A 14,677-nucleotide genomic window follows, 5' to 3' on the forward strand; every position below is an offset into this window, starting at 1 on the left:
TTATTCGTGAATTTTGTTTTCAACTAACGCAATTGTTGTCAGAAATTGTTCAGCTCCTTTAATGTCAAAATATTGCTCTTTTAAGAGTTGTGTTTTAAATTTGTCAGGTAAAAACTTTCCCCATTTTGAAAATTCTAAAAGCGCTGGATTTTCCTGCAGAAGCGATGAAATATGACTGTCAATTTCTGAAAGTACGGGAAATAAATTCGGCCATTTTGAAATAAAATCATTTTTCGATATTTCAATACTGAAAGAACTGTTCTTATCATCAAGCGTATTTTTGATGCCCGCGATATTTAATACCAATTGAATAGTTCTGTTTATTCGAGTCCCTGTAAAGGTGAATAGTTGAAGTTCTTTTTCTTTTGACAGCAACGGTCTTTCACATTGCAGTTCTTGGATATTATAAACAGAAAACTCTTTGTACAGAATTTCTAACTCATCAAGACTTGGTTGATCAAGAAAATCATATTGAGTTATAGAAAATAAAATCTCAAACATCTTTTCTCTTATTCTTTGATGAATAGCGGACCCACCACCAAAAAACATTGGTTTCTTCCCGTCATTAGTTGGTACGACTTCTATTTTCTTAGCCCCATGATCAACAAAAACTATTTTCCAGATTTTTGCAGCAAGTAAAATATTTTCATTATCCACAATCTGTGGTGAAAATGGAATTTCCCCAATTTTATTTCCAGCATTTACAACTTTAAAGTTTTCTTCAGTTTTGAATACGCTATAAAAATCACGACTATTTACTATTTTTTCTCCTTCTACACCAATAATTACTTCGTGTTGAAGTTTCTCAAGAAGATCAATTTCAATTAAGTGATTAACTATATCGATAATTTCGGATGACTCAATTTCTTTAAATGCAGCGTTATCAATTAACTGATTTATTAATTCGGTTACTTTTATTCCTGAATTCCCTTTCGTTATTGATAATGCTTGATGAACTAAGATGTCGTAAGGATTTGTGTTTTTTCGGGGTGGTTCAATAAAACCTTCCTTATATAAAAGCCAGCATGCGATGGATTGAAGTAGACTCCATTCATTCGTGGCATATAGATACAAATTGCTACTTTCTCCTTCTTTTCTGCCACTTCTTCCAACCCTTTGAATCAATGAAGCAATACTATGGGTTGCATCTATTTGGACAACTTCATCAACCGTTCCAATGTCAATTCCGAGTTCTAAAGTAGACGTACAGGAAATACAAAAGTTTTCCCTGTTGTTATTCTTTGCGAAATACTCAACATATTCCCGAACTTCTCTGTCAACGGATGAATGGTGTGAAAAATAATTAGTATGCCCTTTGACTCTGTCTGATATTTTCTTAAGTTTTACAGCAATCTCTTCAGCCCGCCCTCTGCTGTTAGGGAAAATTAAAACTTTATTATCTTTTGTCTCAATATACAGATCCTTCAAAAGGTCCAATGGTAACTCTTCGCTTTTACTTTTAAAAAAACGAAATAATACATTGATTTCTTTTGCAGTTCTGTCTAATAAAACTTTTGTTTTTAATTCATTTCCCGTAAACTTTTTAGCTTCATCGTAATCGCCGATTGTAGCTGATAGGCCGACAATACTAAATGATTTAGAATTTATTCTTTGCAGCCTTGACAAAATTGATTTTAGTTGAATTCCTCTGTCAGTTCCAATAAACGAATGGATTTCGTCAATGACTACGTATCTTAGGTTTGAAAATAATTGCTTGATATTATAAGGCTTGTTTACAAACATTGCCTCCAATGATTCAGGTGTTATCAAAACAATTCCATTTGGCTGTCTAATTAATTTTTCTTTCAAGGATTTGTTTGCTTCACCATGCCACTTTGTAACTGTTACATCAAGATTTTTACAAAGTTCTTCAATTCGATAGAACTGGTCGTTAATCAAAGCAATTAGCGGTGAAATGTAGAGTACTTGAACGCCCGAATCATTAAAATCAACTTTTGAAAGAATAGGCAAAAATGCGGCTTCTGTTTTTCCTGATGCTGTCCTCGATGCTAAAATGAAATTGTCATCTGATGCTAAAATTTTTTCAATTGCTGCATTTTGGATTGGTCGCAATTGCTCCCATCCTTTATTACGAATAAATCTTCGAATTGGCTCAGAAAGAAGATCAAATGACATCATAGCTCTTCAATACTGTCTAAAGAAATTTCATCAGGCCTTTCATCTGCTATTTCAAGTTCACCAAATAATTTATTTTTATCTACTGTTGGATTTTGCCGTATTATGTTTAAAATATTTAAGAAGTCGCGAATTACCTCCCTTGGGGTTAAGAATTCTGATGCACCAGGCTTGTTAAACAATTCCTCCATAAACTGGTGGATTTCTGCATCAGTTATAGAAATTTCAGTTTTGTAATTGAAGTCAAATATTAACTTTAATTTTTTAAGCAGTACAAATATCTCATTATGGTCAAGGGGTAATAATCGCAGTACGGGCTGGGCGAAATCTCTAATTTCAGTTGTCTCAAATTTATTCGTTGCAAGTCTTGTTTTCAAAGCTTCGTAACTAAAAAGACCTCTTCTTTGATTTTCCAAAAACTCTTTAGTTCCTGCAAAATTGAAAAATAAGTTAGAAACTTTACCTTGGAAACAATCATTATATATTGTTAGTATTTTTTCATAATTCTTTTCTCTCATTACAGATGTAGAAATCTTGTAAAGGTTAATTGCTTCATCAAGATTTACCATAAAACCACTATAACCCATACTGACGAAGAATTTGCAGAAATTTTTAATCATGTCATAATAGTTCAAGTCGTTTATAACTTCCCGGACTCCTAAATCCTGCCTTGCTTCTGTTTTGGTTTTGTATTCTCCCTTAAGCCATTTCAAAGCGTTTCTTCTTAATTGCTCATCCTCCTTAATATATCCTTCGTAATACTTCATTACGACAGTTCCAAAATCAAAACCACCAACATCCGATATTTCATTAATGGTTTTCATAATGTTGTTTTGAATGAGGGTCCGGTATTGCTCATTACGAATGTCTGTTAATGAAACTTTATTTTCGTTGGCTGTTTTGGTAATAATTTGCTCAATCCATTTTTCCAATAAAGTCGGCAATGCACCCCCTTCAGGTTTCGTCTGAATAGAAACATTGTCCATAATTGAAGAGTAGAGTGCAACTCCTTTTCCATCATTTGAGTACAAACGATTGTCCGGGGTAAAATCTGCATTTGCTACAACAAATTTTTGCTTCAAAGCAACGGTGTTAAGTAAATGAAGTATAAATGATTTACCTGAACCAAAATCGCCAATCCAGAACTTCACCATACTATGTCCGTTCTTTACATCCTCTAATGCAGTAACAACCGCATTTATTTCATCTGAGCGCCCAACTGCAATATGCTGAACACCAATTTTCGGAACGACTCCGCCAATTAAGGAATTTATAATTGATGTTGCTTCTTTGGGTTTAATGTTGTCAATCATTTTCCTGATATTTTTTGATAATAGTTTGTATTAATTGTATAGTAATCATCTTCTTCCTCAATCAAAACGTCATCTAATAACTCATAACAGGTTTCATTTATGCTTTCAATCAATTGGTTTTTAAAAATGCCTTTTGATTTTGCAAATACTTCAATTTCGTTTTGAGATACTGAAAAATTATTTTTAGAGAAAATTTCTAACGCTGAAAGATGGATTGGAGTAAAAGATAAGTCATTTAAAAAGAAGGATGAACTACTAAACTCATTTTTCCGGGTGATTTCAATTTTTATCTCTTCGTTGCTTATTTCTTGAGACTTTATAGTATTATCATCATCCTCAAAATCGTCTTTTAAATACTCATTTAGAAGTTCAACTGTTCCTGAGTGTTGTAGTTGAACCTCTTTTATCGTATCGGTATCAAGTTGTATTTTCTTACGTTTAACCTCATAAATTTTTGGAACCTGCTTTAATGCCTTATCCAGGTTTCTATCCTTGATAAATTCACTAACAATAGTTTCAAAATCATGCAATTGATTATTATTGTTGAATAAGTTCTTCTGAATTGTTTTTGTTAGCTGTTTATTGTCAAAATTTGCAGATTTCAAGTCGTGATATAAGTAGTGTACGTATAATGCAAGTGCAGATTCTTTATCATACTTAGAAATGAACTTAGACGCCTCAAAAAATATATTTTCAATTGATGGATTCTTCTTGTTAAGTTCACCAAGAGAGAGAATCGAATTGAGAAAATCTTTTGGATTGCCCGCGTAATTTTTTGATAGTTCCTCAAACTTAGTTTTCCACCGATTGGTATTTTGTGAAAATAGTTCAATGTCCGTGGCTTCATCTGGTGTAGATACCTTCAAAATTAAGCCAGGTAGTAATTCGGTTACCTTAAAAAGTATTTTCGATTCAAACTCTGCTTTAGCTTCTTGTGTTGTGTAGGAAATGTCTGTATTTATCTTGCGCTTATGTGAATAAAATTCGCGGACTGCATTTTCACAATACTTAAAAATATGGACATAAAATTCATTAGTGGTTGTTTCAATGCAATACTTGTAATTCGGACTTCCGCTTTTGTAATTATAGTGCTTTCTCGCAATTACATCTGCAACAGCTAAAAATTGCGAATCTATTGTTCTCCCTTCAATAATATAAGCTTCTTTTAGCTCATTGATAACAGAGATATAGAGCTTTAGTATTTCAATGAAACAAAATTCAATGTTACAAAAATTGTTACTTGGATACCATAATTTGTTCAGATGCTTTACTTCCTCTTCCTTCAGATTTAGCTTTGTTTTATACTTGCTTCCTAATTTCCACGAATCATAATCTGAAGTGTAGTTTGGATAATTATATCGATTTTCTTCTTTAAGCCTAGATATGCTATCATTTTCATTAATAGCCTCCATCCTTTGAATTAAAAACGATATACCATATGATTTCGTTTTAGGGTACAATTGCCCTAAAATTTTGAACTGGCCTTCAAGTTTATTGATATTTTTATGATTATCAAATTCGTTTAGCAGGTCGAAAAGCAAAATGAAGGCATAATTTGTGTTGCCTTCTAAATCGTAGTATTCTCCATTTGAAAAACTGTTTTTAAATAGCTTGTAAAACTCCTTTTGCTCTATCGTTGCAGCATTAATTTCATTATAAGCATAAACGTAATGATGCGACCATAAAGGCACCCCATTACTATATTTTTTTAGTGTGCTATTCGAATTTATTATGTAAGGTCTACCTGTTACATCAATAATAGAATCATCAATGTTTTTGGTTAAAGACGTATCCACAGTTATAGATATGTTCTTAATAAGGCTTTGTATCAAATCTTTTCTAACTTCTTCCTCTGATTTCTGAGTATTAATTTCTTTTGTATAAACTGGAGGAAAGTTATTAGGCACTTGCTTCTTGTTACTTGAGAAAGCTATTATAAAGATTACCGTGATTATGATAATTATCAGTAAGGTCATTAATGCAATATTTGTAGTGGGTAAATTTCAATTATTACTAAAGTGTAAAAGGACACAAACTACAAAATTAATGCAGACTTTTATGCAAGGAAAATTACACGTTTTTTAAACTAAATAATGTCTACACAAACCGAGTTATTCCTTTCGCAATGAACTTTTTCAAGTATTTAAAAGATAGGGAAGTAGCCTATTCCAACTTTTATAATTTAATTTTAGGCACTGAAAATAATGGAAGGGTACCAATACATATCACTTTTGGAATTGACGGGAGAAATCCAATCTGTTGTTTCATCTTCATTTAAGAATAAAAGTTATTGGGTTCTTGCTGATATTTCTGACCACAAATATTATTCCCAGAAAGGTTACCACTATTTCTCACTTGTCGAAAAGAATCCTAACAACCATTCTGTCATCGCTAAAATGCAGGCGGCTGCATGGGGAGATGGCACCCGGTCAATAAAGGTATTTCAAAATATTACTGGTCAAAGTTTTAAGAATGACATCAGAGTATTGGTAAACGTTTCTGTCACATACAGTCCGTCATATGGGCTTCAATTAATCCTGAATAGCATTGATACATCTTTTACTATCGGCCAACTTGAACAGCAAAGACAAGCAACATTACAAAGGCTATTAGATGAGTGCTCCGATTTTATTTGGAAGTCAGGAAACCAATACATCACGCGCAATAGCCAGCTGCAATTAAGACCTGTCATTCAGAAAATTGCCGTTGTCAGTTCGATGAACTCTGCAGGCTTCAAGGATTTCCAGGATACGCTTGAAATGAATAAGCATAAATACTTGATTAGTATCGATACTTATTTCACGATGGTGCAGGGAGAAGCCAACGCGGATGCGCTTTTCAATACCTTGTTGAATGTTTACAATTCAGGCATAGATTACGATGCAGTGATAATAATCAGGGGAGGGGGAAGCCAGACTGACTTATTGATATTTGATCAGTTCAATATTGCGAAAATAATTGCAAAATTTCCAATCCCTATTATTGCCGGTATCGGGCATCAGGTGAATGAAACAATTGCTGATCTTATGGCTCATACTTCTGTCAAAACGCCGTCAATTGCTGCTGAATTCATTATCAGCCACAACCGAAAGTTTGAAGAAGAGGTCCTGAATTTACAGAAGAGTATTATCATTAAATCACAGCAATTATTCAATTCTAAACAGCAGAAATTGGTAAAGCTGAATTCCCTATTAATTAATACAACTAAAGACCTAATACAGGACAACAAGAATGAGCTAACTTCTATTAAGCAGGGCATCATCAATTGTGCTAAATCAATCTTGTATGAAAGCCGAGTTCAAATAAATAACACGACAAGCCAATTATTCACAATACCCAAAATGATGATTGGCAATGAAAGGAATAACCTTGCCAAGGAAATTAAAAATTTGGAATCATACAGCCGAAAGTTCTTTGTAAACAAAAGAGGATATATTGGCCATTATTCTTCTGTTTGTAAATTAATGGATCCTGAAAACCTGTTGAAGAAAGGGTTTGCACTACTTTACAAAAATGACAGGATAGTTGTCGAGGGCCAAGAAATTGTAAGTGATGACAAGGTTACAATCCGATTACATAATTCAGAAATCCAAGCTACAGTAACATCAAACAAAACCAAAAATGGAAGCGAATCTTAACTACGAATCAGCATATGCTGAACTTAAAGAAATTACTGAAGAAATAGAATCAGAAACTATTTCAGTGGATGTACTTGCAGAAAAAGTAAAACGTGCATCGCAACTAATCGAATTCTGCCAGACAAAATTGAGGTCAACTGAAACTGAGGTGATGAAGATTATCCAACAAATGGAAAGTTCAAAATCACTCAGAGATTAATTTATATTTAGATGCAAGGTCTTTTCTTCATTTTTAGAAATTGTTGTTTGAAATCTTAAGTCTGAAACTTTCCAAATAATATCATTTTTCTTGTACGCATTAAAGTAAAAATTCTTCACGATAAAATGCATAAAAGAACTTGGAGTTATCGGGCCTGATACAGGAATACGACAGTTTTGATATTCACCAAAGGTTGAGTGGGAATATGGGTGGTCAATATCAATAAAAATATCCGCGCTGGAATTAAAATCAAATCTTATTGGAAACGCAATAATGTTTTTTTCAATTATATCGTGAAACTCAGATTCTCCAAAATACTTCTCATCATACAATTCGATATTCTCGTCGTATCGATGGTGTTTTGGGGAAGGGAAAAACGCCAATCTATGTGAAATTAGATTTCTTCCTGTATTATTGAATTCATACATCATCTGAATTAATGCACCATCCAACATTTTTAAATTGTAATTCTTGTCTTTGGAAAGGACCTCAAACTTCTTATCATACTCTACATTCTTCAATGCTATGGAAATATCTTTTTGATCGTTCCAAGATATTTTATTATCTTTTTTGCTCGGCCACTTTTCCTCAATAGATAACCCATTCTCAATGATTAATTGAGTTATTGAAGCAATTTCTTGAAAGGTATCATTTAGAGTCATTTAAAAATTTTCTTAGTTCATCAATAGTATCCTTTGGTAAATCCTCTAAATGGATTTGATTATTTTTTATCTTACTAAGTAAACTCAACGCTTCTTTTTCCGATTCCGTAATGGCCTTTTTATCCGCTTCTGAGAGGTCTCTATGAAGAATATTTAGTTTATCCATCTCTTCTAATGTTGGATACCTAAACTTCAATCTAAACTTTTCCTCCCTTATTCGTTCGAACTCTTCCTGTAATTTATCCATTGAATTTCCTGTTCCTGTAACACGGACCCAGGCTTTACTACGAGTAATTGCTGTAAATAATATATTCCGCTTTTTTATTAGCTCGAACCCTCCATAGCAATAGTCTGCACCGACGATATATATCATAGCTGCTTCATTACCCTTTGCTCTATAAATACTTGTAAAAGCAACCGAATTATTTATATAGAAATCATCAGGAGATGTATTCACCCCAGCCAAATGAGATTCAATTCCTTTGCTAAATAGCTTTTGCCTTATTGGCGCTAATTCGTTTTTCGCTACTATAGGGTTGGGATGTATAACTATAATATCTCTCGGATTTAACTCATCATTTTTAATATTTTTCTCTATTTCGCTCGCAACATATTCGTATTGTGAGTCATTATCCTTAAAAGAAACAAAATTTATTATATCGTTGTGGTTTATCTTCTCCGCAATAAAATCAGGGCTGGAATTACTGTCTCTTTTCAGAACCACAGTTTGACCTAATTCTAAACTTCCTTCATCAACCACATAACCGACATCTTTCCATAATTGCTTTTCACTAAACATCGTCACTAATTGCCCATTTTCTCTATAAATACCAAAACCGAGTGCATGGGCAGTGACCAAAACAGGTGCAGAATTCCTGTAGCATTTCTCTAAAATGATGTCCTGTTGAGGCTTATTTTTAATATTTTCAAAATCTATTCCTTCAAAAATTTCTTTAGGGTTTCGTAGAGCGTTTGCCTCATTTAACTTTTGAAGTTCATCATAAGCATAAATCAATCTCTTATTATAAGGGTTTGTTTCTGTTGCAGGTTTTAATAAACTATAACAAAGCTTCAGAAATGATTCTGAAAAATCTTGAGCTTCATCGATTAATATTGCATCGTAAATTGCAGTAGTTACTTTTGCTTCAGAAAGTGCTTTTGTGGATAAAATATCAATATAATTACTTGCGAATTTATATCGGTATTTAGCACTATCGTAATCTAAATATTCGATATTGTTCAGTTTGCAAAACTCATAATAGAACCCACTGTCACGTGAACTTCCCCAAGCTTGTTGAATTTTGATTTTGCTCCAATCCGGCTCTTCATTTTTATGCTCTATTGTAAATTTTGTAATCAATTCAATAAACTGGCTCTTTAAAGATCGAGTGTAGAATGTCACACCAATTGTCCAATCTGGAAATTTTGAATGTAAATACGCAACCTTTAATGCTAAGACAATTGTCTTGCCTGATCCAGCTAACCCCCTTATCCGCTGAATACCTTCAACTGTTTCTATTACTGCCTTACTTTGTCTTCTATCGAGATTTGAAATTGATTTTTCAACTTCATTTAAAATTGCACCTTTTGAATTATTGTCAACTACTTTCCTTGGAGGTTTCGATTTAAGTTTAGTTATGGCTTGGACTGCTTGTACCAATCTTTTATAATAATCAATACTTAAGTCCTTTTGTATATTTTCTTTTAGAAATTCATCAAAATCATCTTTAGTAATTATAACTTCATTGTTCCTTTCGGATGCAGGCCATGATGGAGAAATAGTTAACACATTGAGGTTTACGACAAGAGTCCCCCGTTTTGCAGCTAATTCCTTATATCCAATCAATTTCTGCAAAACAACATTATACAATGAGTCTCTTATATCTTCGCGATTGGAAACTTCCGGTTCCTCAACAATATCAAAAACGATTACACCATGCTGTGCAGAAATCAATAATCCATCAATAGAATTTTTTTCATCAATAGAACCTACAATAGGGTATCCAGTGTAAAGAATACAGTCTTCTAATCCAGAATTTTCTACAAATTCAACAAGCGATTCTGTAGATACTGGCTTACCCGATGCTCCTCTTATAATGTCAATCATACAAGATTATTATTTTAAACAAAAATAGTTCAATGATGTTCAAAAAGTAATTAATTGAAGCCTCCTAACTATAATAAAAAAAGATTGTAATTTCATAATTGCTCTGCATAGAATGCTTTTGCTACGCGTATCAATTCTAATCTCGGCCAATTTTTGTTGTCATATACTGAACCATGCTGCTCACAATAAACAGCGGTGATGACTATTTAGAATTTGGAAGTAATATTTAAGTAGAAAAATTAATCAGATTAAAATTAAATCAATTTTTTAATAACTAAAGCGCATAAGTAAGTTTCTAATTATATCATTATTTTTTGTGCCATAAATCTCACAAAGACTGGTCGGAGTAATATCAGAAAATTTTAGTTCTGGTTTTGAATTCATATAAGCTGATAGCAATTCCTTCCGTCCAAGCATTTTAAAATCATCTAATGCACTTTTATAATTAAAATCATCTACATCATTAACATCCGAACCGGGGAAATTTTTTTCCAAAAAGTACTCCCCAAACCATGTAGCAATTCCTTCCTCAAGCCTATTAATCTTATCAAAAGTTGTTGGCCTTAAACAGTGAACAACTTCATGAGCTAACAAGCGTACTGCCAAACCTTTTTGATTCTCATAAGATAGTCCTTCTTTAATTTGAATTTCTAAATTATTATCTCTAACGCACATTTGTCCCCCACCAATGTCCCCAGTGTAATCAAAGTTAACTTTTGGATAATTAAAGGACATATCCCTCTTGCATATAACCTTCTCTGCTAGATTTAAAGCTCCGTCTAAATAACCCAAAATTTCATTTTTAGCATCCTTCATAAATTCAAAAATAACAAACTTCGTTATTCAAGGATTGGATTGATTCTTCTAACCGAATATAATTACTAATTGCGAGCATTTTTTCTGACCTTAGAGTATATATCAACGTAATAGACATGACCTCAGAAGAAATAATAAAACACCTCAACGATAACACCGATGCCTACTATAAAGGAGAAATAGAGAATATATCAGATCAAAATTTAACTGTTGTCCCAGGATTCCAGCTAATATTCGGTGTCACCTATCCAGATCAGATGACTAATGATTTTGAATCGTATAAACACAGATTAAAAGAAAGTGTTGGAGGAAATGAATTGCCAAAAGTTTTAGCTTGGCCATTTTACGAAGAGGTAGCTTTATTTAAAGTGCTTGAAAAACTTTCCACGCATTATAAAGCTAAAATAAATATTGCGAGAATGATGCGAGATATAAAGTTTAAAGAGGGCAGACCAGTTTATTTGGTAGTAACTATAATAACTATTCCAATTGTAATAAGCCAACAATAGTTAACACATCTGTTCGGGAATAAAAGTGGAATAGTGCAATTTTTAGTGCAAGCCGAAAAAGTTGAAAAGAAAAAGGAGCTACGAATGAACGTAACTCCTTGGTTTTCAGTGTGCCCAGAACAGGAATCGAACCTGCACATCCTTGCGAATACAAGATTTTGAGTCTAGCGCGTCTACCAATTCCGCCATCTGGGCATTCTGTTTAATCCTGTTTACAGTGTTTTGAATGGTAGCTGTAAACTTCCTGCCTTTTCTCATTAGCGGGATGCAAATGTAGTAAGTCTTTCTCTAATTCGCAACAAGTATTTTTTCCTGAAATAAAAATCTTTTATTTTAATCAGTATATCCTTGCCTGAGCCTTCTTTTTCAAACTCGCTGAGCAGGGGAGCCAGTTCGTTGTTCCAGCTATCCAATTGTGCTGACAGCTCCTGTTCTGCCTGATTTTTAAACAAGGTATTGTCCGGGTCATCTTCATAATCCGAAACAGCTTCATTCAGTTCCATCATTTCCATCAGGAATTCCGGCGGCAGATTATATTTTTCTTCCTCTTCCAGCAGATGATTAATCCGCAGGATATAGGCCATCGTTTTATCCGGGTCTCCCAGAATTTTGAACGCTTCGTTATTCATCGCCGCCTTTTGTAAGGCTTCAGCCTTCGTACTTTCCTCTGCCTGGGCAAAACGGTCCGGGTGGAATTGTTTGCTCAGGGCATAAAATTTTTGTTTCACTGCAGCTGCATCCGGATGGAAAGAAACAGGCATTTCATATAGTTCAAAGTAATTTCCCATATTAGTATCAGTAAATTCGTTCACAGCTGAAATCATTTTTTATATGGATAATTCCCGGTGTTTTATCCGCTGAAAATAATCCGGTTTGTTCCTGCATTTGCAAAGCACATGCGCCATTGTAAGTTGCCCAGCGTAATAATTTCTCCCAGCCAATCTCAGGGAAATGTTCATTAATAGTCAATAATTCGGTCATCACCGAAAGCTGATGATTGGAAGCCAGGCTATCCGTACCGATGCAGATTACACAATCATTTTTATCCAGTAAAGCAATATCAGGTAATCGGTTTTCGATATACAGATTGGCATTGGGGCACAGGCACCAGAATAACTGCGGAAATTTTGACTGTACAAACTTTATATCAGGCTCGTTGCTAAAAGTATTGTGGACCAGCATCAGCGGACTGTCTGCTGAAAGCCAGTCAGAGTAAGATTGTAAAGAGGTATTGCCGGTCGGCAGAAATAACGTATCGTCTATATTTATTTCTTTCAAAAAGGATGAAAAGGCACCTGTTTTATTTTGGTAATAATGGTTTTCATCTTCCGTTTCCTGGTTGTGTACTGACAGGGTGGCACCACGCTGATGAGCGGCTATCAGTTCAAACAATTTATTGGAAACAGAATAGGGAGCATGGGGAACAATAGACTGTTTGAGTACTTTCTCATTACCGCTTTGCACAGCAAATGCTGCCCAGGTTTTTAGGGCAAATTCAAAACTGAGCGGTGCACGTTCCGGTACAAAACCGATGCTTTCCACAAAAGTGTGCCAGTGAAGGTTCCCTTTTTCCCGCAGTGAAAGAGTATCCGTTGTATTCGCAATGTCTCCTACCGCAACAATGCCATTTGCTATCATTTCCTGCAAGGCACTTTCTCTTGCAAGCTGTTTTTGTTTCTCCGTAAAATCGTTCCGTTTGCGCATCACCTGCAGCAGGAAGCCTGTCAAACCGGTATGTTCAGGAACCAGGTTCTTCATATGGCTCAGCTCCACATGACAATGCGCATTGACAAAACCAGGACAAAGAATCCCGTCGTAATGAATGACATGATCAAAGTCACCGTTCAGATAAATGTCATTTATCCTGCCGGTATCATCTACTTCAAGCACGGTATTTTCAGGCAGCCATTTTTTGCCGTCATGAATTTTATCGGCACTCAGCAGTGTCATTTAAATAACGGATTATGATTTAAAATGTTTCAGCAAAATCACTTCACGATCTGTTAGTAAACGCCATTTTCCGCGGGGAACATTTTTCTTGGTAAGACCAGCATACATTACCCTGTCGAGCTTTTCCACCTGGTAGCCTAATGATTCAAAAATGCGTCGTACAATGCGGTTTTTGCCACTGTGAATTTCAATGCCAACCTCGTTTTTTTCTTCCAGCATGGCCAGAGAATCTACTGGTGCCAATCCATCTTCAAGCGTTACGCCGGCCAGAATTTTTTCAAAATCAGCTTTTGTAATGGGTTTGTCCAGCGTGACCTGGTAGATCTTTTTGATATTGTATTTTGGATGTGATAATTTTTGAGACAGTTCGCCGTCATTTGTCAGGATGATCAAACCGGTTGTATTTCTGTCCAGCCTTCCGATAGGGTACAGACGCGGCGCATCAGCGCTGGCAACAAGATCCATAATGGTTCTGCGGCCTTTCTCATCTTCTGTAGTGGTGATAAATCCTTTTGGCTTGTTCAGTAAAATATAAGTCAGGTTCTTTTGCGGAACTATTTTTTTCCCGGCAACAGAGACGGCATCACCATCTGCAATTTTCAGGCCCGGTTCGGTCGTCAGTTCACCATTTACTTTTACTTTTCCCTGTTTGATAAATTCTACCGCATCTCGTCTGCTGCAGATACCGCAATGAGCGATGTACTTATTCAGTGGCATTTTTTCAGGCTCTTTTTCCGGAGCTACAAAGTCGTCCTCAAAATCATCTTCATCATCAGAAAGACGATTTTTGTTGGGTTTCAAATGAGCACCGATTTTAGTATTCTGAACCTGGTTATCCCTTGTTATCGTTGTTTGATTATCTGTTCCACGTGCCGAAGGGTTTGATTTTTTAGGTGCTTCAGCATCATTTTCCCGTTTGCCAAAAGGCTTATCCTTTTTATCAAATGATTTCCGCGGAGCATCGGAGCGATCTCTTCTTTCAGACGGTTTATCGTCATTGTTGTCGAATCTTCTGCGTGGAGTGTCTCCGCCATCCCTGTTTTTAGGGAAGGATCTTCTTGGCGCATCTCCATCTCTTTGTTCGAAATTTTTGCGGGGATTATCTACCCCTTTTCTTTCCTGACCTTCCTCGTTATCAAATCTTCTGCGGGGAGCATCGCCCTCTCTTTTTTCGAATGGTTTGCGGGGCCCTTCAGAGCGTTCTCTTTTTTCAAAAGGCTTACTCTCATTATCATCAAATCTTCTGCGGGATGCATCGCCCTCTCTTTTTTCGAATGGTTTGCGTGGGCCTTCGGAGCGGTCTCTTTTTTCAAAAGGCTTACTCTCATTATCATCAAATCTTCTGCG

Annotated in this window: 12 protein-coding genes and 1 tRNA gene; 3 read left to right on the forward strand and 10 right to left on the reverse strand. The window is 35.1% G+C overall.

Annotated features, from left to right (window positions below; translation table 11 throughout):
- From B3C16_RS01675 to B3C16_RS01685, 3 genes are read right to left on the reverse strand one after another with little or no spacing between them, the layout of a single operon-like run.
- On the reverse strand, window positions 1–2,139 hold the full coding sequence (locus tag B3C16_RS01675) for a DEAD/DEAH box helicase (protein ID WP_291128079.1): 2,139 nt from the start codon (window positions 2,137–2,139) through the stop codon (window positions 1–3).
- A complete protein-coding gene (locus tag B3C16_RS01680; RefSeq protein ID WP_291128082.1) occupies window positions 2,136–3,449 on the reverse strand; it encodes an ATP-binding protein in 1,314 nt (437 codons plus the stop codon). The genes B3C16_RS01675 and B3C16_RS01680 overlap by 4 nt, the downstream gene beginning before the upstream one ends.
- Window positions 3,446–5,425 carry a tellurite resistance TerB C-terminal domain-containing protein gene (locus B3C16_RS01685; RefSeq protein WP_291128085.1) on the reverse strand — a complete coding sequence of 660 codons (1,980 nt, stop codon included), beginning with the start codon at window positions 5,423–5,425 and terminating at the stop codon, window positions 3,446–3,448. Before B3C16_RS01685 ends, B3C16_RS01680 begins: the two co-directional genes overlap by 4 nt.
- 228 nt (window positions 5,426–5,653) lie before the next feature.
- Between B3C16_RS01685 and xseA the strand changes: the two genes are divergently transcribed.
- Both xseA and xseB read left to right on the forward strand, forming a co-directional pair.
- Window positions 5,654–7,087 carry an exodeoxyribonuclease VII large subunit gene (gene xseA / locus B3C16_RS01690; RefSeq protein ID WP_291128088.1) on the forward strand — a complete coding sequence of 478 codons (1,434 nt, stop codon included), beginning with the start codon at window positions 5,654–5,656 and terminating at the stop codon, window positions 7,085–7,087.
- Entirely contained in the window at window positions 7,071–7,286 is a 216-nt protein-coding gene (xseB, locus tag B3C16_RS01695) for an exodeoxyribonuclease VII small subunit (RefSeq protein WP_291128091.1), read from the forward strand. The genes xseA and xseB overlap by 17 nt, the downstream gene beginning before the upstream one ends.
- Here the strand turns inward: xseB and B3C16_RS01700 are convergent.
- The 3 genes from B3C16_RS01700 to B3C16_RS01710 form a co-directional block, all read right to left on the reverse strand.
- A complete protein-coding gene (locus B3C16_RS01700; RefSeq protein WP_291128094.1) occupies window positions 7,283–7,948 on the reverse strand; it encodes a DUF2290 domain-containing protein in 666 nt (221 codons plus the stop codon). The genes xseB and B3C16_RS01700 overlap by 4 nt on opposite strands.
- A complete protein-coding gene (locus B3C16_RS01705; RefSeq protein ID WP_291128097.1) occupies window positions 7,935–10,055 on the reverse strand; it encodes a DEAD/DEAH box helicase in 2,121 nt (706 codons plus the stop codon). Before B3C16_RS01705 ends, B3C16_RS01700 begins: the two co-directional genes overlap by 14 nt.
- A 267-nt stretch (window positions 10,056–10,322) precedes the next feature.
- Window positions 10,323–10,871, reverse strand: a complete 549-nt coding sequence (locus B3C16_RS01710) for a hypothetical protein (protein ID WP_291128101.1) — start codon at window positions 10,869–10,871, stop codon at window positions 10,323–10,325.
- A 116-nt stretch (window positions 10,872–10,987) separates the two neighbouring features.
- On the opposite strand from B3C16_RS01710, the gene B3C16_RS01715 reads away from it, so the two are divergent.
- Window positions 10,988–11,380, forward strand: a complete 393-nt coding sequence (locus tag B3C16_RS01715; RefSeq protein ID WP_291128104.1) for a hypothetical protein — start codon at window positions 10,988–10,990, stop codon at window positions 11,378–11,380.
- 111 nt (window positions 11,381–11,491) lie between these two features.
- Here B3C16_RS01715 and B3C16_RS01720 read toward each other — a convergent pair.
- The 4 genes from B3C16_RS01720 to B3C16_RS01735 all read right to left on the reverse strand — a co-directional run.
- A tRNA-Leu gene (locus B3C16_RS01720) sits at window positions 11,492–11,575 on the reverse strand.
- 62 nt (window positions 11,576–11,637) lie between these two features.
- Window positions 11,638–12,192, reverse strand: coding sequence for an iron-sulfur cluster co-chaperone HscB C-terminal domain-containing protein (locus B3C16_RS01725; protein ID WP_291128107.1), 555 nt, complete (start codon window positions 12,190–12,192; stop codon window positions 11,638–11,640).
- The gene (locus tag B3C16_RS01730) at window positions 12,176–13,330 is read right to left on the reverse strand and encodes an amidohydrolase family protein (protein WP_291128110.1); all 1,155 of its coding nucleotides are present in this window, start codon (window positions 13,328–13,330) and stop codon (window positions 12,176–12,178) included. The genes B3C16_RS01725 and B3C16_RS01730 overlap by 17 nt, the downstream gene beginning before the upstream one ends.
- A gap of 12 nt (window positions 13,331–13,342) precedes the next feature.
- Window positions 13,343–14,677, reverse strand: a 1,335-nt coding sequence (locus B3C16_RS01735; RefSeq protein ID WP_291128113.1) for a pseudouridine synthase, incomplete at its 5' end; no start/stop codon positions are given.

It is taken from the genome of Flavobacterium sp. UBA7682, from assembly GCF_002482945.1.
In the GTDB taxonomy this organism is placed as follows: domain Bacteria; phylum Bacteroidota; class Bacteroidia; order Flavobacteriales; family Flavobacteriaceae; genus Flavobacterium.

Bases quoted from the DNA above. Each gene is read 5' to 3' on its own strand.
- B3C16_RS01675 (WP_291128079.1), bottom strand. From the start codon at position 2,139: ATGATGTCATTTGATCTTCTTTCTGAGCCAATTCGAAGATTTATTCGT.
- B3C16_RS01680 (WP_291128082.1), bottom strand. From the start codon at position 3,449: ATGATTGACAACATTAAACCCAAAGAAGCAACATCAATTATAAATTCC.
- B3C16_RS01685 (WP_291128085.1), bottom strand. From the start codon at position 5,425: ATGACCTTACTGATAATTATCATAATCACGGTAATCTTTATAATAGCT.
- xseA (WP_291128088.1), top strand. From the start codon at position 5,654: ATGGAAGGGTACCAATACATATCACTTTTGGAATTGACGGGAGAAATC.
- xseB (WP_291128091.1), top strand. From the start codon at position 7,071: ATGGAAGCGAATCTTAACTACGAATCAGCATATGCTGAACTTAAAGAA.
- B3C16_RS01700 (WP_291128094.1), bottom strand. From the start codon at position 7,948: ATGACTCTAAATGATACCTTTCAAGAAATTGCTTCAATAACTCAATTA.
- B3C16_RS01705 (WP_291128097.1), bottom strand. From the start codon at position 10,055: ATGATTGACATTATAAGAGGAGCATCGGGTAAGCCAGTATCTACAGAA.
- B3C16_RS01710 (WP_291128101.1), bottom strand. From the start codon at position 10,871: ATGAAGGATGCTAAAAATGAAATTTTGGGTTATTTAGACGGAGCTTTA.
- B3C16_RS01715 (WP_291128104.1), top strand. From the start codon at position 10,988: ATGACCTCAGAAGAAATAATAAAACACCTCAACGATAACACCGATGCC.
- B3C16_RS01730 (WP_291128110.1), bottom strand. From the start codon at position 13,330: ATGACACTGCTGAGTGCCGATAAAATTCATGACGGCAAAAAATGGCTG.